The sequence below is a fragment of the Albidovulum denitrificans genome (assembly GCF_002973535.1).
Taxonomy (GTDB): domain Bacteria; phylum Pseudomonadota; class Alphaproteobacteria; order Rhodobacterales; family Rhodobacteraceae; genus Albidovulum; species Albidovulum denitrificans.
On the sequence record NZ_PVEP01000007.1, the window covers coordinates 1 to 19,802 of the forward strand.

General features: G+C 66.4%; 23 protein-coding genes. 13 read left to right on the forward strand and 10 right to left on the reverse strand.

Features of this window, described 5'->3' with window-relative positions:
• Positions 1 to 500 precede the first annotated feature (500 nt).
• From LX70_RS20500 to LX70_RS14785, 4 genes are all read right to left on the reverse strand, one after another.
• Positions 501 to 734 carry a hypothetical protein gene (locus LX70_RS20500; RefSeq protein WP_146111618.1) on the reverse strand — a complete coding sequence of 78 codons (234 nt, stop codon included), beginning with the start codon at positions 732 to 734 and terminating at the stop codon, positions 501 to 503.
• 105 nt (positions 735 to 839) lie between these two features.
• On the reverse strand, positions 840 to 1,289 hold the full coding sequence (locus LX70_RS14775; RefSeq protein WP_170076214.1) for a tetratricopeptide repeat protein: 450 nt from the start codon (positions 1,287 to 1,289) through the stop codon (positions 840 to 842).
• 72 nt (positions 1,290 to 1,361) lie between these two features.
• Positions 1,362 to 1,757, reverse strand: a complete 396-nt coding sequence (locus LX70_RS14780) for a hypothetical protein (RefSeq protein ID WP_105515575.1) — start codon at positions 1,755 to 1,757, stop codon at positions 1,362 to 1,364.
• A 60-nt stretch (positions 1,758 to 1,817) separates the two neighbouring features.
• Complete coding sequence (locus LX70_RS14785) at positions 1,818 to 2,465, reverse strand: carbonic anhydrase (protein WP_105515576.1); 648 nt, start codon at positions 2,463 to 2,465, stop codon at positions 1,818 to 1,820.
• A gap of 147 nt (positions 2,466 to 2,612) precedes the next feature.
• On the opposite strand from LX70_RS14785, the gene LX70_RS14790 reads away from it, so the two are divergent.
• From LX70_RS14790 to LX70_RS14800, 3 genes are all read left to right on the forward strand, one after another.
• Positions 2,613 to 2,993, forward strand: coding sequence for a hypothetical protein (locus LX70_RS14790; RefSeq protein WP_105515577.1), 381 nt, complete (start codon positions 2,613 to 2,615; stop codon positions 2,991 to 2,993).
• 63 nt (positions 2,994 to 3,056) lie between these two features.
• A complete protein-coding gene (locus LX70_RS14795; protein ID WP_105515578.1) occupies positions 3,057 to 4,442 on the forward strand; it encodes a leucyl aminopeptidase family protein in 1,386 nt (461 codons plus the stop codon).
• Positions 4,439 to 5,287 (forward strand): C40 family peptidase, encoded by an 849-nt coding sequence (locus LX70_RS14800; RefSeq protein WP_105515579.1) that lies wholly within the window; start codon positions 4,439 to 4,441, stop codon positions 5,285 to 5,287. The genes LX70_RS14795 and LX70_RS14800 overlap by 4 nt, the downstream gene beginning before the upstream one ends.
• 66 nt (positions 5,288 to 5,353) lie before the next feature.
• On the opposite strand, the gene LX70_RS14805 is transcribed toward LX70_RS14800, so the two are convergent.
• Both LX70_RS14805 and LX70_RS14810 read right to left on the reverse strand, forming a co-directional pair.
• The gene (locus tag LX70_RS14805; protein WP_105515580.1) at positions 5,354 to 5,701 is read right to left on the reverse strand and encodes a DUF2794 domain-containing protein; all 348 of its coding nucleotides are present in this window, start codon (positions 5,699 to 5,701) and stop codon (positions 5,354 to 5,356) included.
• Positions 5,702 to 5,930: 229 nt separating this feature from the next.
• Entirely contained in the window at positions 5,931 to 6,239 is a 309-nt protein-coding gene (locus tag LX70_RS14810; RefSeq protein ID WP_105515581.1) for an I78 family peptidase inhibitor, read from the reverse strand.
• Positions 6,240 to 6,316: 77 nt separating this feature from the next.
• Between LX70_RS14810 and LX70_RS14815 the strand changes: the two genes are divergently transcribed.
• The 3 genes from LX70_RS14815 (at position 6,317) to LX70_RS14825 (ending at position 10,187) form a co-directional block, all read left to right on the forward strand.
• Positions 6,317 to 7,444: an S-(hydroxymethyl)glutathione dehydrogenase/class III alcohol dehydrogenase gene (locus LX70_RS14815; RefSeq protein ID WP_105515582.1), complete on the forward strand. Its 1,128-nt coding sequence runs from the start codon at positions 6,317 to 6,319 to the stop codon at positions 7,442 to 7,444.
• A 16-nt stretch (positions 7,445 to 7,460) separates the two neighbouring features.
• Positions 7,461 to 8,243: a heparan-alpha-glucosaminide N-acetyltransferase gene (locus LX70_RS14820; protein WP_105515583.1), complete on the forward strand. Its 783-nt coding sequence runs from the start codon at positions 7,461 to 7,463 to the stop codon at positions 8,241 to 8,243.
• A gap of 174 nt (positions 8,244 to 8,417) precedes the next feature.
• Positions 8,418 to 10,187: a glycosyltransferase family 39 protein gene (locus LX70_RS14825; RefSeq protein WP_105515584.1), complete on the forward strand. Its 1,770-nt coding sequence runs from the start codon at positions 8,418 to 8,420 to the stop codon at positions 10,185 to 10,187.
• Here LX70_RS14825 and LX70_RS14830 read toward each other — a convergent pair.
• Together LX70_RS14830 and LX70_RS14835 are read right to left on the reverse strand one after the other, a co-directional pair.
• Positions 10,172 to 10,810 (reverse strand): TetR/AcrR family transcriptional regulator, encoded by a 639-nt coding sequence (locus LX70_RS14830; protein ID WP_105515585.1) that lies wholly within the window; start codon positions 10,808 to 10,810, stop codon positions 10,172 to 10,174. The genes LX70_RS14825 and LX70_RS14830 overlap by 16 nt on opposite strands.
• A gap of 98 nt (positions 10,811 to 10,908) precedes the next feature.
• Positions 10,909 to 11,091 (reverse strand): hypothetical protein, encoded by a 183-nt coding sequence (locus tag LX70_RS14835; protein WP_105515586.1) that lies wholly within the window; start codon positions 11,089 to 11,091, stop codon positions 10,909 to 10,911.
• Between the two features lie 164 nt (positions 11,092 to 11,255).
• Here LX70_RS14835 and mbfA point away from each other — a divergent pair, with 164 nt between their 5' ends.
• From mbfA to LX70_RS14865, 6 genes are all read left to right on the forward strand, one after another.
• Positions 11,256 to 12,233 (forward strand): iron exporter MbfA, encoded by a 978-nt coding sequence (gene mbfA / locus LX70_RS14840; RefSeq protein ID WP_105515587.1) that lies wholly within the window; start codon positions 11,256 to 11,258, stop codon positions 12,231 to 12,233.
• Between the two features lie 23 nt (positions 12,234 to 12,256).
• Positions 12,257 to 12,952: a nitroreductase family protein gene (locus tag LX70_RS14845; RefSeq protein WP_105515588.1), complete on the forward strand. Its 696-nt coding sequence runs from the start codon at positions 12,257 to 12,259 to the stop codon at positions 12,950 to 12,952.
• A gap of 50 nt (positions 12,953 to 13,002) precedes the next feature.
• Positions 13,003 to 13,932, forward strand: a complete 930-nt coding sequence (locus tag LX70_RS14850; RefSeq protein WP_105515589.1) for an AEC family transporter — start codon at positions 13,003 to 13,005, stop codon at positions 13,930 to 13,932.
• A 10-nt stretch (positions 13,933 to 13,942) separates the two neighbouring features.
• Positions 13,943 to 14,773, forward strand: coding sequence for an S-formylglutathione hydrolase (gene fghA / locus LX70_RS14855; RefSeq protein ID WP_105515590.1), 831 nt, complete (start codon positions 13,943 to 13,945; stop codon positions 14,771 to 14,773).
• On the forward strand, positions 14,770 to 15,222 hold the full coding sequence (locus LX70_RS14860) for a YaiI/YqxD family protein (RefSeq protein ID WP_105515591.1): 453 nt from the start codon (positions 14,770 to 14,772) through the stop codon (positions 15,220 to 15,222). Before fghA ends, LX70_RS14860 begins: the two co-directional genes overlap by 4 nt.
• A 67-nt stretch (positions 15,223 to 15,289) precedes the next feature.
• Complete coding sequence (locus tag LX70_RS14865; RefSeq protein WP_105515592.1) at positions 15,290 to 16,204, forward strand: ornithine cyclodeaminase family protein; 915 nt, start codon at positions 15,290 to 15,292, stop codon at positions 16,202 to 16,204.
• A gap of 54 nt (positions 16,205 to 16,258) precedes the next feature.
• On the opposite strand, the gene LX70_RS14870 is transcribed toward LX70_RS14865, so the two are convergent.
• The gene (locus tag LX70_RS14870; RefSeq protein WP_105515731.1) at positions 16,259 to 17,497 is read right to left on the reverse strand and encodes an MFS transporter; all 1,239 of its coding nucleotides are present in this window, start codon (positions 17,495 to 17,497) and stop codon (positions 16,259 to 16,261) included.
• Between the two features lie 159 nt (positions 17,498 to 17,656).
• Between LX70_RS14870 and zapE the strand changes: the two genes are divergently transcribed.
• A complete protein-coding gene (gene zapE / locus LX70_RS14875) occupies positions 17,657 to 18,748 on the forward strand; it encodes a cell division protein ZapE (RefSeq protein WP_105515593.1) in 1,092 nt (363 codons plus the stop codon).
• Here the strand turns inward: zapE and LX70_RS14880 are convergent.
• Positions 18,745 to 19,773 carry an LLM class flavin-dependent oxidoreductase gene (locus tag LX70_RS14880; RefSeq protein WP_211301736.1) on the reverse strand — a complete coding sequence of 343 codons (1,029 nt, stop codon included), beginning with the start codon at positions 19,771 to 19,773 and terminating at the stop codon, positions 18,745 to 18,747. The genes zapE and LX70_RS14880 overlap by 4 nt on opposite strands.
• Positions 19,774 to 19,802 lie beyond the last annotated feature (29 nt).

The following is a 19,802-nucleotide window of genomic DNA, read 5'->3' on the forward strand; positions in this document are numbered from 1 at the left end:
AAAAACCGTTGCAAATCAACGCACCACACCTCCCCCGGTTTACCGGATAGCGCATTGAATCTTTGCGGTTCTTTCACTCCTGCCGGGGCCGCCATTCCAGAAGGGCCGAATGTTGAGATCGGGGTTGGCTTCTCCATTGTCAGGCTTCTTTGTATGCGCCGTCGCCGGGGCGCCAGGACCGAAATCCCGGCCCGTCACGATTGATCTTCTACCGATGAAGGACGCTTTGGAACCACGCCGGACGACACCTGCGAACAATGCCGCTTTTCAGGTTTCCTGAAGGGCCTTCTGGGCGCGAAAACGTATTACTGCCATCGCTACCCCCCACATCCGATCCGCGAGGTTCGGTCGGACGGGACGGCGGACCCGTACAACCTTAAAAGCGTTCACCCGAAGGTCGAAGCGACGGGGTGGTGCGGCGAATTCCAGCCCGCCGGAAGCAGATAGGGAAGGGCGGGCGCGGGTTGGTTTTTCTGATCCAGCGGGGCCCAGGGATGGCCTCAATCCTTCGGGGTCTTCTTTCCATAGGCCGCCCAGATGTCGGGACGCTCCGAGATGACGCTGGAATCACCTGCCATTGCGCGGGCGATCAGCAGGCCATCTTCACCCGGCTCATGTTTGGCCCCGCGATTCAAAGGAACGAACTTGCTTGTATCCACGGGTGTTTTCCAAAAGCCCTTGGCGCCAGCAACCACGACGTCTCTTGCGAGAGCCACTACCTTCGTTAGACTCATGTCGCCCTGCTTTCGGCTTCAGGATCAAAAATCGCCTCGGGCTTTCTATAGCCCCCAAAAACGCATTCTCAAAGGCCCCGGCAGAAATGCGCGAAGGCCCCGCGCCTAACCCTGTCCGGCCTCATAAAGCGCGTTCTGAAGGTCCACGGCCTCTTCGCAGCCGCCGCAGATCGACTGGAGCATCAGCAGGTTCTGCCGCGCCTTGGCGTAATCTCCGGTCTCAACGAACAACTCGCCCTGATATTCCAGCGCGCCGACATGGCGCGGATTGGCCCGCAGCGCGAGGGCATAGTAGCGCGCGGCCTCGGTGTAGTTCTTCAGGTGACGGCTGGAATAGCCCATCAGGTTCCAGGCATCGGCATTCTTCGGCTCTGCCTTCACCACGGGGACCAGCAGGCGCAGGGCCTGGGCGTATTGCCTGGCATCGACGGCGGCCTTCGCCTCGGCATAGCCGGACGGGGCGGCCGTGGTCGTGGTGCTGGTATCGGCGGCGCTGACCGGCCCGGCCAGCATCAGCGCGGCCAGACCTGCGCAAAGAAGGGCGGTTCGGGACATCGGGACACCTCCTGGCATGAAACGCGCGCAGGATAACACGCGGATCGCGGCACCTCCATCACGATTGCAGCATCAGGCGGCACGGGTCTGGCTGAGGGGGGCCGCGACGGGCTCGCCCGGAAACGGCGCGGCAAAGCGCAGCGTCAGCCCGGCCAGCGTATAGCCAAGGTCCGAAAGCGGCAGGACCGGGCGGTCGAACGGCCAGTCATGCAGGTAAAGCCCACCGTCCCGGTGCCGTCGTAACACATGGCCCGCCTGCCGGAGCCGTCGCTGAAGATCAAGCCAGTCACCGGCAAGGCCAAGCGCCTGGCGCACCCCGGCGGTGGCATCGCCGGGGGGATGGCCCCGCTCATGCAGCGCGTCCGTCAGGGCGAGGATCACGAAATCGGTCGGCGTCACACCGGCGTCCCGCGCCGCCTGCCCAAGGGCGAGGATCAGCGGAACCGGCAGGTCAAGGGCGACGGGCATGGACTGTGTCATGCCCGAAGGCTTGCGCAACAAGGTTAATGCCGGGTTCCCGTCACCCGGTCAGATCGGCTGAAACGACCGCGTGAGCGGGTCGTATTGCTCAAGCGTCCCCTCGCCGATGTCGTTCCAGAGGCCGTGAACGGTCATCTGACCGGATTCGACCGCCTGGGTGACGAAGGGGAAGGTCATCAGGTTTTCCAGGCTGATCAGGACCGCCTCTTTTTCCAGCGCGCGCAGACGCTCATCCTCGGGCAGGTGGCTGATGCGTTCATAGCCGGGGCGCAGGATGTCCATCCAGCGGCCCACGAAGCTTGTCTTTTCCTCAAGCTCCGGCGCGTGGCCGGAACACATGTCATGGCAGCCCTTGACCCCGCCGCATGAGGAATGCCCGACGATGATGAGATGCGCCACTTTCAGTGTGTTCACCGCATATTCCACCGCCGCCGAGGTGCCGTGCTGTTCGCCGTCCGGCGCATGGACGGGGACGAGGTTGGCGATGTTGCGGTGAATGAAGAACTCCCCCTGATCGGCGCCGAAGATCGAGGTGACGTGGACGCGGCTATCGCAGCAGGAGATGACCATCGCGCGCGGACGCTGGCCATCTTCGGCAAGGCGTCGGTACCAGGCGCTGTTCTCGCTCCAGGTGGTTGCCTTCCAGCCGTTATAGCGCTGGATCAGGTAGCTCGGCAGAGGTTTGACGCGGTCCATGCTTCCTCGCTTGCATCCGGTGACGTTCTGCAATTAGTGCGAACTTGTCCAAATTTCGAGGGATATTTCCCCCGGCGATCAAGCAAATCTTCGCCGTAGCCTCCATAGGCTCAACCCGCGCGTGGGGCGCATATCGGAGGGTGAAGGGTGACGACACTGGCGATTCTGCGCCATGAGGAGGCGATCCGCGTCGATGCGGCCTGCCTTGTGGCGATCTATGTGGGACGGGCGAAAACCGAGGCCGAGGAAATCCTTGGCCGCGGGATCGAGGAGCTGGCGGCACGGGTGGCGGAGATCACGGTCCACCATGAGCGTGGCAACCGCGTCGGCCTGGTCCGGTCCACGCGGCTTGCGGCACGGCTGGCGGGGCGGCTTGGCATGAAAAGCTTCACCCGCGTCGCGGGCGACCTGATCGCGGCGGCCGAGGCGGGGGACCGGCCGGGACAGGCCGCCATCCATGCGCGGCTTTTGCGCATCGTCGCGCGGTCCGAAACCGCGCTTCTGGACCTGCGCGACATGACGATGTGACTTCGCCCTTGCGGGCGCACCGGCACCGGCTAGTCTCTCCGCCAGACCTTGTGGAGAGACGATATGCCCGTTGGATTTGCCGCCCCCGATGCCGACAGCCGCCCGCTGCACCTGATTGACGCGGCCGGGGCCGAAGCGTTCGTCGCGGCGCTGTCCCCGATGGCGCGGCGCTGGATCGAGGCGGCGGGGTTCACCGGCAAGCTGGGGCAATTCGCGCTGCTGCCGGGTGCCGACGGTGCGCCGGGGGCCGCCGTTCTGGGGATGGGCGACACCGCCGCGCGGCGGCGCGGGCGGTTCCACGTCGCCCGCGCGATGGACCGGCTGCCCGACGGCGACTGGCATATCGCGACCGACCTGCCAAAGGCCGAGGCGGAAGAGGCCGCGCTGGGCGCGCTTCTTTCCGCCTACCGTTTCGACCGCTACAAGGCCGGTTCCGCGCAAAAGGCGCGGCTGAAGGCCCCGAAGGGCGTGGATGCCGCCCGGCTTCTCGCCATCGCCAAGGGCGAGGTGCTGACCCGCGACCTTATCAACACCCCGGCGTCCGATATGGGACCGGAGGAGCTTGAGGCCGCCGCGCGGGCGATCGCGCGCGACTTCGGCGCGACGGTTGAGGTGACCACCGGCGACGACCTGATCGCCGCCAATTTCCCGATGATCCACGCCGTTGGCCGCGCCTCCCCCCGCGCGCCGCGTCTGATCGACCTGCGCTGGGGGCAGGGCGGGCCGACGCTGACGCTGGTCGGCAAGGGGGTCTGTTTCGACACCGGCGGGCTGGACATAAAGCCCGCCTCCTCCATGGGGCTGATGAAGAAGGACATGGGCGGCGCCGCGACCGTGCTGGGCCTTGCGCGCACGATCATGGCCCTTGCCCTGCCGCTGCGCCTGCGCGTCCTGATCCCGGCGGTGGAGAATGCCGTGGGCGGCAATGCCTTCCGCCCGCAGGACATTCTGACCAGCCGCAAGGGCCTGACGGTTGAGGTCAATAACACCGATGCCGAGGGGCGGCTGGTTCTGGCCGATGCGCTGGCCTTCGCGGATGAGGAGAAACCCGACCTCCTGATCTCCATGGCGACGTTGACGGGGGCGGCGCGGGTCGCGGTCGGCCCCGATCTGGCGCCCTTCTATGTGGATGACGACGCGCTGGCGGCGGCCATCGGCGCGGGCGGCGCGGCGCTTGCCGATCCGGTCTGGCGGATGCCCTTCTGGGCGCCCTATGAGGGGCTGATCGAACCGGGCATCGCCGATCTGGACAACGCGCCGGGCGGTGGCATGGCCGGGTCGATCACGGCGGCGCTGTTCCTGCGCCGGTTTGTCACCGAAACCCCGGCCTACGCGCATTTCGACATCTACGGCTGGCAACCCAGGGCCGAACCCGCGCGACCCAAGGGCGGCGTCGGGCAGGGCGCGCGGGCGATCCTTGCGGCCCTGCCGGGCGTTCTGAACCTATGACCGGCCGCCGCCTGACGCCCGCCAACGACCGTGTCGCCCATGTCTCGCTGAAGGGCAGCGTGGCCGCCGCGCGGTTCGTTGAAGGCGAAGCGGCCTCGGTCGCCGTACCGCTCGCCGACCTGCTTGCCGCGCCGGGCGGGGCGCGGGACCGTCAGCTTCTGATGGGGGATGAGGTTCTGGTGCTGGACCGGCATGAGGGCTTCGCCTTCCTTCGTTCCGCAAAGGACGGCTATTGCGGCTATGTGGCCGAGGCGGCCCTCGGCCCGTTCCATGCCCCGACCCACTGGATCGCCACCCCGGCGAGCCATCTTTACCCCGCCCCCGACATGAAGCGGCGCGAGGTGGCGGGGGTAAGCTTCGGCGCGCGCCTGACCATCACCGCCGAACACCCGAAATTCCTTGAAACCGATGGCGGCCTCTTCGTCCCGCGCCCGCATCTCCGGCCCATGGGACAGGTCATGGACGACCCCGCCGGGGTGGCGGAGATGTTCCTTGGCACGCCCTATCTTTGGGGTGGCAATTCTCGCGCCGGGCTTGATTGTTCCGGCCTCGTGCAGGCATCGCTTCTGGCCTGCGGTATCGGCTGCCCCGGTGACAGCGACATGCAGGCGGCGTTGGGCGGGCCGTTGGACGGCCCTGAGGCCCTGCGGCGCGGCGACCTGATCTTCTGGAAAGGCCATGTCGCGATGGCGCTGGACCCCGCTCGGCTGATCCATGCCAATGCCTTCCGCATGGCGGTTGCCATCGAAGGGATACCCGAGGCCATCGCGCGGATCGAAGGGCAGGGCGACGGCCCGCCCACGGCGTTCCGACGGGTCGTCTATAGCATTTCGGGTTTACGCTGAATCAGAATTTGAACTTATTTCGTTCGAATTCTGATGCTTGCTTTCTCAACGTAAACCCGAAACGCTTTAACCGATCGGCCGGATCAGCTTGCGCTCAAGCACCCGCAGAACGGTCGGCAACTCATGCCCGCGTTTCAGGATCTGGCCGTCCATGCCGATGACCGAATACATCCCCTGCCGCCCGCGCAGGCGGGGATGCTTCTCGATCCGGTAAAGCGGGTTTTCGGCGGCGCGGCGGAAGACGGAAAAGATCGCCCGGTCGCGCAGGAAGGACATCCCGTAATCGCGCCATTCCCCCGCCGCGACCATGCGCCCGTAAAGCCCCAGGATCACCGACAGTTCGTGACGGTCAAAGGCGACCTGGTCCGGCGCCCGGGCGGTATGGGGAAAAGGGGTCGGCGACTGCACCGTCATGGGGCGATGTTAGCCGCCCCGCGCGGCAAATCAAGCGCCGCCCGGATTTGGCCGCAAAAAGACCTTTGCCTTGGCGCGCTTGCTTCAAATCCTTGCCGCGATCTTTACCGAAAACATACCCATAGCGAATGACGCTAGCCCCCGGCGGTGCGGTTAACAGCCCCCACCCAGTCCGCACCGCCGGGAGCGACTTTTCCCCCGCCACCGGCGGGGTTTTTCTTTTCCCGGCCTACCCGCAGTTGTAGCTGTCGATCACCCCGTCCGCCCCCACCGACACGGTCAGCCGCGCCGCGGAGTAATCCATCGTCACCGCCATGCCCGGCCGCACGACGCGCACCGGAAAGCCGAAATCGTCGAAGGGGATACTGTCCGCCCGGCGCCCGATCAGCGCCTTCGGCCCGAACTTCGTGTCGCTGCACCCCGCGCCAAGGACGATGCCCTTGTCATAGCTCTCGGGCCGGATGACATGTTCGGTGCCGGTGTCCGCCGCCGTCTGGCAGGCGGCGAGGAGCAATGGCACCAACATAAAAATGCGCATTTCGCGATCTCCCGTTCTTGCCTCGCGGGGCGGTTTCGCCCAAGGTCGCCGCAAATCATAGCAGGGAGGATGCCCCGATGAGAACCCGTGCCGCCGTCGCCGTTGCCGCCGGAAAACCGCTTGAAATCATGGAGGTCAACCTTGCCGGTCCGAAGGCGGGCGAGGTGCTGATCGAAATCAAGGCCACCGGCATCTGCCACACCGACGAATTCACCCTGTCGGGCGCCGATCCCGAGGGGCTGTTCCCCGCGATCCTCGGCCATGAGGGCGCGGGCGTGGTGGTCGAGGTCGGCGCTGGCGTGACGAGCGTGAAGCCCGGCGACCATGTCATCCCGCTTTACACACCCGAATGCCGGGCCTGCCCGTCCTGCCTTAGCCAGAAAACCAACCTCTGCACCTCGATCCGCGCGACGCAAGGTCAGGGCCTGATGCCGGACGGGACCAGCCGCTTTTCGACCCTCGATGGCGACCCGATCCTGCATTACATGGGCTGCTCGACCTTCTCGAACTACACCGTCCTGCCGGAGATCGCCGTCGCCAAGGTGCGTGAGGACGCGCCCTTCGACAAGATCTGCTATATCGGCTGCGGCGTGACGACCGGCATCGGCGCCGTCATCAACACCGCCAAGGTGGAGATCGGGGCGAAGGCGGTGGTCTTCGGGCTTGGCGGGATCGGTCTGAACGTGCTTCAGGGCCTGCGCCTTGCCGGGGCCGACATGATCATCGGCGTCGATCTGAACGACGACAAGAAGCCGATGGCCGAACATTTCGGCATGACCCACTTCATCAACCCGAAGAACTGCGACAACGTCGTGCAGGAGATCGTCAACCTGACGAAAACCCCCTTCGACCAGATCGGCGGTGCGGACTATTCCTTCGACTGCACCGGCAACGTCAAGGTGATGCGCGACGCGCTCGAATGCACCCACCGTGGCTGGGGCCAGTCGATCATCATCGGCGTGGCGCCTGCCGGTGCGGTGATCGAGACGCGACCCTTCCAGCTTGTCACGGGCCGTGTCTGGAAAGGCACGGCTTTCGGTGGCGCGCGGGGCCGGACCGACGTTCCGAAGATCGTCGACTGGTACATGGACGGCAAGATCGAGATCGACCCGATGATCACCCATACGCTGAAGCTCGACGACATCAACAAGGGCTTCGATCTGATGCATGCCGGGGAATCGATCCGCTCCGTCGTCGTCTACTGACGGGCAGGGGTGACGATTGGCGGATGAAACGGGTCAGGCCGTGCCGGTAGCAGGGCCTGACCGCCCGCCCGCACGGGGGCGGGTCGATGCGCTTGACCTCGCGCGGACCTTCGCGCTGGTCTGCATGGCGATCTACCATTTCACCTACGATCTTGAGATGTTCGGCTACATCCCGCCCTACACCGCCGTGACCGGCGGCTGGGCGATCTTTGCCCGCATGATCGCGGGCAGTTTCCTTTTCATGGTCGGGATCAGCCTTTACCTTGCCCATGGGCGGGGCATCCGCTGGCGGCCCTTTCTGCGCCGTCTTGGCGTGATCGTATTGGCCGCGGCCCTCATCACCGCCGTGACGCGCTATGCGATGCCCCAGACCTATATCTTCTTCGGCATCCTCCACTCCATCGCGGCGGCGAGCCTTCTGGGCCTTGCTTTCCTGCGGCTGCCGTCCTGGATGACGCTGGGCATCGCTGCGCTGATCGTCTTCGGCAGGTCCACATTGTCGGCAACCGGGCTTTTCGACGCGCCGGTGCTGGCGGGGCTGGGGCTGACGAGCTGGCCGGTGCGTTCGGCCGATTTCGTGCCGGTCTTCCCGTGGTTCGCGGCGACACTGGCCGGGATCGCCTTTGCCCGGATCGCCGGGGCGGGTGGCCTCTGGCGCCGCCTTGCCCGTTCGGGCGAAACGCCGGGCCGCTGGCGGCGGGCGCTGGCCTGGCCCGGACGCCACGGGCTGACGGTCTATCTGTTGCATCAGCCGGTGCTGATCTCGGCGCTGTGGGTCTTTGCCCGGCTGACGCGCTGACACCCGTCCTGCCTGTGGCCCCAATTCACCTGCCTGAAAAGATTATTCATACTTGATCCGCATCATGGGCGCGTCTGCGGAACCCTGCTAGGCATCCTTCAGGGAGGAACCGGCCGAACGGCGGGAATCCCGCCGGACCGCCGGGCCATGCAAGCTTTCTTGTGGTGATGCCCGATGTCCATGCAAGATCTGTCGACCCCCGGATTTCAGCCCGTCGCACCCAGGCAAAGGCGGGCCGTCAACGGGATCGTTCCGGCCCTCATCTGCCTGACGGCCTTTGCCTTCCTGCTTCGCCTCTACGGGATCGACGCGCGCTCTCTCACACACCCCGAGGTCTATGTGCCGGGGATCGAGCTTATCCCCGGCCATTCGGTCCCCGAACCGCGCCTGACGCTGCCCGACATGCTCTGGATGCACTACCACGATGAACCGCATCCGATCGGCTGGTATCTGGCCATGTTCGGCTGGGTAAAGCTGTTCGGAACCGGCGAAGTCGCGCTGCGCCTGCCAAGCGCGATCCTCGGCGCGGCTTCGGTGCCGGTGATCTTCCTGCTGGGACGGCGCGTCTGGGGGCCTGCGGTCGGCCTTGCCGCCGCCATCCTTCTCGCGCTGCACGGCTTCCACCTGCTCTGGAGCCAGGAGGCGCGCATGTATGTCGCGGGCGGGTTCCTGTCCATCCTGGCGACCTGGCTCATGATCCGGCTGGCCAGCGACAGGACCGCCGGGCGTGGCGCCGCGGCGGCCTATATCGCCACGCTGGTCGCCGGGGTCAGCACGGTGGAACTGTTCTGGCCGCTGATCGGGATGCATGTCCTTTGGGCCGTGATCCTGCTGCCCCGCGACCCCGCCACCCCGCGCGCCGGGCTGTTTGCCGCATCGCACCGGATCGTCGGCTTGCAGACGGTCGCGATCATCCTTTCCGCGCCCGAGCTTCTGCACGGCGTCTATCGCGCCCGGCGCGGCGCGGTAGAGCCTGTGGCGCTGGACTGGCTGCGGGAATATCTCTCCTTCGGTTTCCTCTTCCGCTCCACCGACGGGGCCGCGGGGCCGCTGAACATCGGCGCCGGGGCGGGCCTGCTTCTTTTCACGCTGGCGGTGATCCTGCTTTTTCTGGCGCTGCGTGCGCCGGGGCGGGGCGCGCAGGTCGTGGCCCCGGCCTCGGCCCTGCCGGTCTGGCCGGTCGTGCTGCTGGCGGTCCTTGCCTCCGGCTTCATGGTCTGGCTGGCGAGCATCGCGCTGCACCGGAACTGGGCGCTTTACCTCGTCGCCACCGGCCCGCTCCTTGCCCTGACGCTGCCGCGTCTTGCCGCAGCGATCGACGCTGCCGCGACCCGGTTCGGTGCCTTCGACGCCTGGCGGCGGCGGGCCGATGCGCCTGTCGTGCTGATCTGGCTTCTCGGTCTTGGCGCGCCGCTGGTCCTTTATGCCGCCGCGCCGATCATGTCGCTGCTGGCGGACCGCGCCTTTCTGGCCTTTGTCCCCTATCTTCTCCTGCTGCTGACGGTCCCCATCGCCCGCCTGCCGCGGGACGGCGCGGCCCGCCCCGTGGCCTTCGCGCTTCTGGTGCTGCTTGGCGCGGCGAGCGTCCCTTATTCGTGGAAAATGCCCGGCTCGCCGCGCGACTACAAAGGTCTGGTCACGCAGATGGCGCCGTTGATGCAGCCGGAGGATCTGGTCCTTGTCCTCGACAAACGGTGGGAGGAGGCGCCGCTTTTCTACTACCTGCCCGACGCCCGCTATGTCTTCACCGGCTACGCCGACGCGCTGCAAAAGGACCCGGCGGCGCGGGTCTGGTTGGTCACATGGACCTCACCCTTCGTCCCGGTGGTCAACGACGCCCGTCGCGCCGCATTGGCGGGATATACGGCCGATGCGCATGTCACCGCGCTCAGGGCCTCGGCAGAGCTGTTCCTGCCGCCGGACCCCGGTCAGGCGCGGCCCTGATCCGTCCCGTAGCGCGCCAGGAACATCGCGACCGCGCCATCGGCGACGCGGTCCCGGTCGGCTTGGGTGAAATCGCTGCGGACCCCGAAGATCACGGTGGGGAAGATGTCGGCCTTGCACAGTTCGGCGAACTGGTCGGCGGCAAGGAACACGTCGTCGATCACCAACTCCCCCCGCGCGATGGCCCCGTTCATGTAGGACGCCAGACGGTCGCGGATGATCTGCGGGCCAGAGGCGTAGAACTGCTGCCCAAGCTCGGGAAAGCGGTCGGCCTCGGCGATGCAGATGCGATAGACGGCGCGGCCGAAATCCGACAGCAGGAAGTCGATGATCCGCCGTGCCGCCTGTGGCAGCACGCATTTCGGCGGCGCGGTCAGGGTGATCAGCGCCTCTGCCTCATCCGCCTGACGTTCGCATTCGCGCTTGGCGATTTCGACGAACAGCGCGCGCTTGTCGGGGAAATAGCTGTAAAGCGTGGCCTTCGACACGCCCGCGGATGCCGCGATGTCATCGACATTGGCGCCGTCGAACCCGTCGCGCATGAACACGACCCTGGCCCCTTCCAGGACCTGGTCGAACTTGCGTCCGCGCTTGATGTGAATAGCCTCGACGACTGCTGCCATAACGCCCTCCGTCCGGCGATCATAGACGGCGGGCTGGCGGGCGGGCAAGCCAGCTTAAGGTCAGGCTCGCCCCGCCCGGCGAAAAAGATGACGTAGCGTCAGGATTTATGCTGCCCGCAGGCGGGCGCGATGCCGGACGTCGTGGCGCAATCGCGGGTCGTCTGCGGCTGCGGCGCGGGAAAGTCGAGACGCGGCAGGTCAAAGCCGATCCCGCCGGCAAAGGCCGGGGCAGTCCCGAGAAGGGCCGTGGCAAGCGCGAGGGGAAGAGCGAAGCGTTTCATTGTCTGTCCTAACTGAACTTATCGGTTCACTTTGCCTATCTGAACTTCATGGTTCAGTTTGTCAATAGTATTCTGAACCAAACAGTTCACTTTCGCCGCCATTGACCGCTTGCAGCCCCCGCGCGGGCGGCCTAGTTTGGAATCATTCCAAGATGAGGCCCCCGATGCTTTCTGCCCTGACCAATCGCAGGCGGTTCTCCGATCTGAGCGAGCAGGAGATCCTCGCGCTCGCCATTTCCTCCGAGGAGGACGACGCGCGCATCTACCGCACCTATGCCGAACGCCTGCGCGCCGATTATCCCGCCTCGGCCAAGGTGTTCGAGGATATGGCGACCGAGGAGGACAAGCACCGCCACTGGCTGATCGAACGCCACCGCGCCCGCTTTGGTGAGGTCATCCCCCTGATCCGGCGCGAGCATGTCGCGGGCTTCTACGCCCGCCGCCCGGTCTGGTTGGTGGAAAACCTTGGCCTCGACCGGATGCGCGAAGAGGCCGAGAAGATGGAGCGCGACGCGGCCGACTTCTACCGCATGGCCGCGCAGCGGTCGCAGGATGCCGATACCCGCAAGCTTCTGGGCGATCTGGCCGCTGCCGAGGCCCGGCATGAGGAACGCGCGGGCGACCTGTCGGACCGCCATCTCGACGGCGACCAGCGCTCGGAAGAGGATCGCGCCGCGCACAAGCAGTTCATCCTGACCTGGGTGCAGCCGGGCCTTGCGGGGCTGATGGATGGGTCCGTCTCCACCCTCGCGCCGATCTTCGCCACCGCCTTCGCGACCGAGAATACCTGGACCACCTTCCTCGTCGGCCTTGCGGCCTCGGTCGGGGCGGGGATTTCGATGGGCTTCACCGAGGCCGCGCATGACGATGGCAAGCTGTCGGGGCGCGGATCGCCGGTCAAGCGCGGGATCGCCTCGGGCGTGATGACGACGCTGGGCGGGCTTGGCCACGCGCTGCCCTATCTGATCCCGGATTTCTGGACCGCGACCACCATCGCGGTCATTGTCGTCTTCGTGGAGCTTTGGGCCATCGCCTGGATTCAGAACCGCTTCATGGAAACGCCCTTCCTGCGCGCGGCCTTCCAGGTCGTCCTTGGCGGCGGGTTGGTCTTTGCGGCGGGCGTTTTGATCGGTGGCGGCTGACCGCCCGGACAGGAGCAAGGCGCATGTCTTCCCGCGACACCCCCGTCTACCGCCCGCTGCCCCTGCCGGATCGCGTCGGCAAGCCCGATGACGTGGCGCTGAGGGCGGCCGAGGCGTTTCGCGACTATCTGGCCAAACGCCACACCGTGCGCGATTTCCGCCCCGACCCGGTGCCAGAGGCGGTCATCGCCGCCTGTGTCGCGGCGGCGGGGCTTGCGCCATCGGGCGCCAACCACCAGCCCTGGCATTTCGTCGCCATCGCCGACCCGGCGATGAAGGCGAAGATCCGCAAGGCGGCCGAGGCGGAGGAAGAGGCGTTCTATGCCGGGGGTGGCGGCGACGAATGGCTTGCCGCGCTGGAACCGATCGGCACCGGCGCGTCGAAACCGCATCTGGATATCGCGCCCTGGCTGATCGTGATCTTCGCGCAGCGCTACGGCGTGACCGGGGACGGGCGGCGCTTCAAGAACTACTACGTTCCCGAAAGCGTGGGCATCGCCACCGGCTTTCTCATCGCCGCGCTGCATGAGGCGGGGCTTTGCGCGCTGACCCATACCCCGAACCCGATGAAGTTTCTCAACGCGCTCTGCGACCGGCCTGAGAGTGAAAAGCCGGTGATGATCCTCGCCGTCGGCCATCCGGCGGATGACGCGACCGTCCCCGAAGTGGCCAAGAAAAAGAAGCCGCTGGAGCAGATTCTGACCGTCCGGCGGGCCTGAGCCCGGCGCCGTCTGGCATCGCCCGGCGCCCTGTGCTAGGCGCGGGAACGATGCTGCCGATCTTTCTGAAGACCTTGCCCTTCTTCGCGCTCATCGGCCTTGGCTGGTGGGCCGGGCGCATTCGTTTCTTCCCCGAAATCGCCACCGAATACCTGACCCGCTTCGTCTTCTTCTTCGCGCTTTCGGCCATGCTTTTCCGCTTTGCCGCCGAACTGTCGCTGGCGGAAATCTTCGATCCGGCCTTCGCGCTGGCCTACCTGATCGGCTGCACGGCGGTCTATGCGCTGGTCTTCGCCACCGCCCTGATGCGTCGTACCAGCGTGCCGGAAGCCGCGATCGAGGCGCAATGCGGTGTGATCGGCAATACCGGCTTTCTCGGCGTGCCGCTGTTGGTCGCGCTTCTGGGGCCGATGGCGGCGGGGCCGATGCTGATGGTGCTGACCATCGACCTGATCGTGTTCTCAAGCCTCATCACGCTCATCATCACCGCCTCGAAGGAAGGGACGCTTGGCTGGGGCATCCTCCGGCGTCTGGCGGTGGGCCTTCTCAAGAACCCGATGATCGCCTCCATGGCCGCCGGGATCGCCTGGTCGGCGACGGGCTGGCCGCTGCCCGCGCCTGCGCTCGATTTCCTGACCCTTCTCGGCGCCGCCGCCACCCCTGCCGCGCTTTTCGCCATCGGTGCCTCGCTTGCCTCGCGCACCGCCGAACGCATGTCCGTGGCGGTCTGGCTGTCCTTCGCCAAGCTCGTCCTGCACCCGGCCGCCGTCGCCTTCGCGGCGCTTGTCCTGATCCCGGTGGAGCGGGGGGCGGCGGGCGTCATGATCGCGGCGGCTTCGCTGCCGGTCGCGGGCAATGTCTATATGCTTGCCCGCCACTACGGGGTTGCGCCGCAGCGGGTATCCGCCTCAATCCTCATCTCGACCGCTTTCAGCATCCTGACCGTGACCCTCGTCATCGGCTGGATCGGCACCAACTAGGGAGAACGCCATGCAGACCGTTTCGGAAAACAAGTGCTTCGGCGGCATTCAGGGCGTCTATTCGCACGCCTCCGATGCCTGTGGCTGCGATATGACCTTCGGACTTTTCCTGCCGGAAGAGGCGCAGGACGGCCCGGTGCCGGTCCTGTGGTACCTTTCCGGCCTGACCTGCACGCATGAAAACGCGATGGTGAAGGCGGGCGCGCAGGCCTGGGCGGCGGAATATGGCGTGGCCCTTGTCTTTCCCGACACCTCGCCCCGCGGCGAGGGCGTCGCGAATGATGAGGCCTACGATCTGGGGCAGGGGGCGGGCTTCTACGTCAACGCGACCGAAAAGCCCTGGGCGCCGCATTTCCGCATGTGGGATTATGTGGCCGAGGAACTGCCACGCATCGTCACCGCCAACTTCGCCGTGGATGAGGCGCGCCAGGGCATCACCGGGCATTCCATGGGCGGTCACGGCGCGCTGACCATGGCGATGCGGCTGCCGGGGCGGTTCCGCTCCGTCTCTGCCTTCGCGCCCATCGCGCATCCAACCCAGTCCGACTGGGGCCGCAAGCAGCTTTCGGCCTATCTCGGCGCGGATGAGGGCGCCTGGGCGCAACATGACGCCACGCTTCTCATGCGCCGCCTCGGCTTTGACGGGCCGGTCCTGATCGACCAGGGATCGAAGGACCAGTTCCTTGACCTGCTAAAGCCCGAGGCGCTGGCCCAGGCGATGGCCGAACGGCGCCAGAACGCCACCTTCCGCATGCAGCCCGGCTACGATCACAGCTACTTCTTCGTCTCCTCCTTCATCCGCGATCACGTCGCCTTCCACGCCGAAGCGCTTTATAGATGAGCCTTTATGTCGATGCCGACGCCTGCCCGGTAAAGGACGAATGCACCCGCGCCGCCGAACGGCTGGGGGTGCGGGTCTTTGTCGTCTGCAATGGCGGGCTGCGGCCCTCGGCCCATCCGCTTGTCGAAACGGTCTTCGTCCCCGACGGCCCGGATGAGGCCGACAAATGGATCGCGGAACGCGCCGGGCCGGGCGATGTGGTGGTGACGGGCGACATTCCCCTGGCGGCGAAATGCGTGGCCAGCGGCGCGGCGGTCCTGAAACACGATGGCGAGGCGCTGACCCCGGCCAATATCGGCAATGTGTTGGCTATGCGCGATCTGATGGCCGACCTGCGCTCTGCCGATCCGTTCCGGCAGGGCGGCGGCCGCGCCTTCACCAAGGCCGACCGGGGGCGCTTTTCCGCCGCGCTCGACCGTGCCTTGCGGATGGCCGGGGCCGCGCGCTAGGCTCCGCCCCGGCGGGGCCATGACCACGGCGGCAGGCCCCAGGACATCGCAATGAAAAGGACGCAGGATGGGTATCGAGATCGTGGGGCCGGAGATCGAGGCAAAGCTCGACTGGATCGCGCTGACAGAGGCGATCGAGGCCGGTCACCGCCTGCCCCGCGCCGAGGTCGCCGACAGCTTCCTGCGCCGCGGCGGTGATACGCTTCTGACCCGCTCGGCCTGGATCGACGGCCTTGGCCTTGCCATCAAGGGGGCCACGATCTTTCCCGACAACCCGAAGAAGGGCATCCCCTCGATCAGCGGCGTCGTGAACCTCCTGAGCGGCAGCGATGGCAGCCTTGAGGCGCTGGTGGATTTCGTCCTCGTCACGAAATGGAAGACGGCGGGCGACAGCCTTCTGGCCGCGCGACACCTGGCCCGCAAGGACGCGCGCAGGATCCTGATCGTCGGCGCGGGCGCCGTGGCGCATTCCATGACCGAGGCCTATCGCGCCATCTTCCCCGATGCTGCCTTCACCGTCTGGGCGCGCAACCCCGACGCCGCCCGCGCCTTTGCCGACGCGACCGGCGCGACGCCTGCCGCCGATCTTGAAGCCGCCGTGCGCGGGGCCGAGGTCATCGCCACCGCGACCATGGCCACGGCACCGATCCTCAAGGGGGAATGGCTGCAACCGGGGACCCATCTCGACCTGATCGGCGCCTACCGCCCCGACATGCGCGAGGCCGATGATGAGGTGCTGCGCCGCGCCCGGATCTTCGTCGATGCCCGCGCCACCACCATCCCCCATATCGGCGAACTGATGCAGCCCATCGCCGCGGGCGTGATCGCCGACAGCGACGTGATCGCCGATTTCTACGATCTGCCCTCGGGCAGCTTCCGCCGCGAAAGCGATGAGGAAATCACCCTTTGCAAGAACGGCGGCGGCGCCCATCTCGACCTGATGACGGCGCGCTATATCCTCGACGTGTCCCGGACCGCCTGAACTTCTTCGTTGTTCAAATACTCAGGGGGCAGCGCCCCCCGGCCTTTCCGCCCGTCACACCGCCAGCGGCTCCATCGGGCGTTCCCGGACCGGCAGGTGGACGATGGCCGAAAACGCCCCCACCCCGACGCCGATCCACCACACCGCCGTGTAGCTGCCATAGGCGTCGTAAAGCCGCCCGCCCAGCCAGACGCCGACGAAACTGCCGATCTGATGGCTGAGGAAGACGATCCCGTAAAGCGTCCCCATGTAGCGCAGCCCGTAGATATGCGCGACAAGGCCCGAGGTCAGCGGCACGGTCGCCAGCCACAGCGCCCCCATCGCGACCGAGAACAGGACCACCGTCGCGGGTGTCATCGGCGTCAGGATGAAGGCGGCGGCAACCACCGTGCGCAGCGCGTAGATCCCCGCCAGCAGGTATTTCTTCGAATGCCGCTTGCCCAGCCAGCCCGCCGTGATCGACCCCACGATATTCGCCAGCCCGATGAAGGAAATCGCGACCGCCCCCAGCGCCGAGGTCGTGGTGATCCCCAAAAGCGCCAGCGGGCTGCCCGGCGCGATCGGCCCGCACATCTCGGTCACGAAGGCGGGGAAATGCGCGGTGATGAAGCCAAGCTGATAGCCGCAGGAGAAAAAGCCAAGGAAGATCAGCGTATAGGACGGATCGCGGAAGGCCTTCATCAGCACCGCGCCCATGCTTTCCTCAAGCTCGGCGCGGCTGGCGCGCTCGGGCGCGCGCAGCATCGGCAGGAAGAGGATGGCGCAAAGGATAATGCCCGCGAAGATGACAAAGACCGTCTGCCACGGAAACTGCGACAGAAGGATTTCGGCCAAGGGCGCGCCGACGACCTGCCCGGCCGACCCCGCCGCCGTCGCGATCCCGAGCGCGAGCGAGCGGTTCTCGGCACTCGCGGCACGGCCCACGACCGCAAGGATGACGCCGAACCCGGTCCCGGCGATGCCGAAGCCGACGAGGATTTCCAGCATCTGGTGCTGCATCGGCGTCACCGCGCCCGCCGACAGGACAAGCCCCGCCGCATAGCAGAGCGCGCCAAGGATGATGGCCAGCCGGTCGCCCCAGCGTTCGGCGATGGCGCCGAAGATCGGCTGCCCGATGCCCCAGGCCAGGTTCTGGATCGCGATGGCCAGCGAAAACTCCGCCCTGGGCCAGCCGAATTCCTCGGCGATCGGGATCTGGAACACGCCAAAGCTCGCCCGGATCGCGAAACCCAGCATGATGATGATGGACCCGCCGATCAGGACCGGCGTGAAGATCGAGCTACGGGTTTCCATGGACCCCTCCTGTAAGGCAAAGGCCATATTCACCGGCGCGCCGGGAGGGTCAAATTCAGAATTGTCATCGTGACGATTTTGCCCGGTCATGCGGCCCGTCGCGCCGCCCGCCCGGAAGCCGGGCTTTTCCTTTCCCCCGCGCCACGCTATCGCAGGGAAATGACCGAGACGCTGACCGAGATCTACGACCGCAAGGTCCATGCCGGAGAGCTGCACCAGGACGCCGCCCAACGCGCGATCCTGCCCGAATTGCAGCGCATACGGGAGGCGTTGGAGGCCGCGAACGGCCGCCGCAGGGGCCTTCTGGGCGGGCTTTTCGCGCGCCCGGCAGAGAACGTGCGCGGGCTTTACATGTGGGGCGGCGTCGGGCGCGGCAAATCCATGCTGATGGACCTGTTCCACGGCCATGTCGCCATCGAGGCCAAGCGCCGCGTCCACTTCCACGCCTTCATGCAAGAGGTGCAGGCCGCCCTGCACGAGGCGCGCAAGACCGGCGTCGACGACGCCATCCGCCCGGTCGCCGATGCCATCGCCGGCAAGATCCGTCTGCTCAGCTTCGATGAGATGCAGATCACCGACATCGCCGACGCGATGATCGTCGGCCGCCTGTTCAAGATGCTCTTCGACGCCGGGGTGACGGTCGTCACCACCTCGAACCGCGTTCCGCTGGACCTGTACAAGGACGGTCTTAACCGCCCCCTTTTCCTGCCCTTCATCACGCTTCTGGAAAGCCACATGGAGGTGCGCGAGCTGGAAAGCGAAACCGATTACCGCCAGCACCGGCTTGAGGGCGCGAAGGTCTATTTCTCCCCCGCGGGCAGCGCCGCCAGGGCCGCGATTTCCGGCATCTGGGCCGAACTGACCGGCGGCGGCGGCGATGAGGTGCTGCGCCTTGCCGTCAAGGGGCGGGAGATCGTGATCGAGGATTACCACGCCGGTGTCGCGCGGGCCTCGTTCTGGGAACTGTGCGGCCGCCCCCTCGGCCCCGCCGACTACCTCGCGCTGGCCGATGCCGTCCGGGTGCTGATCCTTGAGGACATCCCCCACCTCTCGGCCGAGAACTACAATGAGGCCAAGCGCTTCGTCACCCTGATCGACGCGCTTTATGAGGCGAAGGTGCGCCTGATCGCCTCGGCCGCCGACGAACCGGAGCGGCTTTATGTCGAGGGCGAGGGGGCGTTCGAATTCGAACGCACCGCCAGCCGGTTGCGGGAAATGCAGGCCGCCGACTGGGGCAGCGACCGGGTTTAGGACCCCGCCAGCAAGTCCCGCACCATCGGCACGACGCGGGTCCCGTAAAGCTCGATCGACCGCATCAGCCGGTCATGCGGCAAGGGGCCTGAGGAATACTTCATCTCGAACCGCTGCACGCCCAGCCCCCGCACCGTCGCCGCGATCTTGCGCGCGACCGTCTCGGGCGCGCCGACGTAAAGCGAACCATGCGTGACCTCATGCAGGAAATGCTCATGCGTCGTGGGCGGCCAGCCGCGCTCGCGCCCGATCCGGTCGTGCAGCGCCTTGTAATGCGGCCAGATCTCCTCTTGCGCCTGCGCGTCGGTTTCCGCGACATGGCCGGGCGAATGAACGCCCAGCGGCTGCGCGACCGTGCCGCTTTGCGCATGCGCGCGGTGGTAGAGATCGACAAAGGGCCGGAACCGCTGCGGTGCGCCGCCGATGATGGCAAGGATCATCGGCAGGTCGTAATGCACCGCCCGCATGACCGATTCCGGTGTGCCGCCGACCCCGATCCAGACCTTAAGCGGCTGCGCCAGCGGCGGAAACACCGCCTGACCCTTCAGCGCGGCGCGGTGGCGGCCGGACCAGGTGACGGTCTTATTTCTCAATACGCGGGTGAACAGGTCGAGCTTTTCGTTGAAAAGCACCTCGTAATCGTTCAGGTCGAAGCCGAACAGCGGAAAGCTCTCGGTAAACGATCCTCGGCCCAGGATGATCTCCGCCCGCCCGTTCGACAGCGCATTCAGCGTTGAAAACCGTTGAAACAGCCGGATCGGATCGTCCGAGGACAGGACCGTGACGGCGGTGCCAAAGCGGATACGCTCTGTCCGCGATGCGATGGCGCCCAGGATCGGCTCGGGCGCGGAAACGGCGAAATCATCGCGGTGATGTTCGCCAAGGCCGATATAGTCGATGCCGGTCTGATCGGCGAGAACGGCCTGCTCCACCACGTCGCGGATCACCTGATCGTGGGGCTTCTTGCGACCGTCATCGCCCAGCGTGACGTCGCCAAAGGTGTCGAGTGCGAATTCCAGGGTCATCATGGCCTCAAGCATGGGGTCGGTGCATA

Excerpts from the sequence above, each read along its gene's own strand:
- LX70_RS14810 (WP_105515581.1), bottom strand. The coding sequence starts at position 6,239 with ATGCGCATTTTTATGTTGGTGCCATTGCTCCTCGCCGCCTGCCAGACG.
- mbfA (WP_105515587.1), top strand. The coding sequence starts at position 11,256 with ATGCTTTCTGCCCTGACCAATCGCAGGCGGTTCTCCGATCTGAGCGAG.
- LX70_RS14795 (WP_105515578.1), top strand. The coding sequence starts at position 3,057 with ATGCCCGTTGGATTTGCCGCCCCCGATGCCGACAGCCGCCCGCTGCAC.
- LX70_RS14880 (WP_211301736.1), bottom strand. The coding sequence starts at position 19,773 with ATGACCCTGGAATTCGCACTCGACACCTTTGGCGACGTCACGCTGGGC.
- zapE (WP_105515593.1), top strand. The coding sequence starts at position 17,657 with ATGACCGAGACGCTGACCGAGATCTACGACCGCAAGGTCCATGCCGGA.
- LX70_RS14860 (WP_105515591.1), top strand. The coding sequence starts at position 14,770 with ATGAGCCTTTATGTCGATGCCGACGCCTGCCCGGTAAAGGACGAATGC.
- fghA (WP_105515590.1), top strand. The coding sequence starts at position 13,943 with ATGCAGACCGTTTCGGAAAACAAGTGCTTCGGCGGCATTCAGGGCGTC.
- LX70_RS14785 (WP_105515576.1), bottom strand. The coding sequence starts at position 2,465 with ATGGACCGCGTCAAACCTCTGCCGAGCTACCTGATCCAGCGCTATAAC.
- LX70_RS20500 (WP_146111618.1), bottom strand. The coding sequence starts at position 734 with ATGAGTCTAACGAAGGTAGTGGCTCTCGCAAGAGACGTCGTGGTTGCT.
- LX70_RS14815 (WP_105515582.1), top strand. The coding sequence starts at position 6,317 with ATGAGAACCCGTGCCGCCGTCGCCGTTGCCGCCGGAAAACCGCTTGAA.
- LX70_RS14825 (WP_105515584.1), top strand. The coding sequence starts at position 8,418 with ATGTCCATGCAAGATCTGTCGACCCCCGGATTTCAGCCCGTCGCACCC.
- LX70_RS14800 (WP_105515579.1), top strand. The coding sequence starts at position 4,439 with ATGACCGGCCGCCGCCTGACGCCCGCCAACGACCGTGTCGCCCATGTC.
- LX70_RS14835 (WP_105515586.1), bottom strand. The coding sequence starts at position 11,091 with ATGAAACGCTTCGCTCTTCCCCTCGCGCTTGCCACGGCCCTTCTCGGG.
- LX70_RS14780 (WP_105515575.1), bottom strand. The coding sequence starts at position 1,757 with ATGCCCGTCGCCCTTGACCTGCCGGTTCCGCTGATCCTCGCCCTTGGG.
- LX70_RS14870 (WP_105515731.1), bottom strand. The coding sequence starts at position 17,497 with ATGGAAACCCGTAGCTCGATCTTCACGCCGGTCCTGATCGGCGGGTCC.
- LX70_RS14850 (WP_105515589.1), top strand. The coding sequence starts at position 13,003 with ATGCTGCCGATCTTTCTGAAGACCTTGCCCTTCTTCGCGCTCATCGGC.
- LX70_RS14865 (WP_105515592.1), top strand. The coding sequence starts at position 15,290 with ATGGGTATCGAGATCGTGGGGCCGGAGATCGAGGCAAAGCTCGACTGG.
- LX70_RS14830 (WP_105515585.1), bottom strand. The coding sequence starts at position 10,810 with ATGGCAGCAGTCGTCGAGGCTATTCACATCAAGCGCGGACGCAAGTTC.
- LX70_RS14805 (WP_105515580.1), bottom strand. The coding sequence starts at position 5,701 with ATGACGGTGCAGTCGCCGACCCCTTTTCCCCATACCGCCCGGGCGCCG.
- LX70_RS14845 (WP_105515588.1), top strand. The coding sequence starts at position 12,257 with ATGTCTTCCCGCGACACCCCCGTCTACCGCCCGCTGCCCCTGCCGGAT.
- LX70_RS14775 (WP_170076214.1), bottom strand. The coding sequence starts at position 1,289 with ATGTCCCGAACCGCCCTTCTTTGCGCAGGTCTGGCCGCGCTGATGCTG.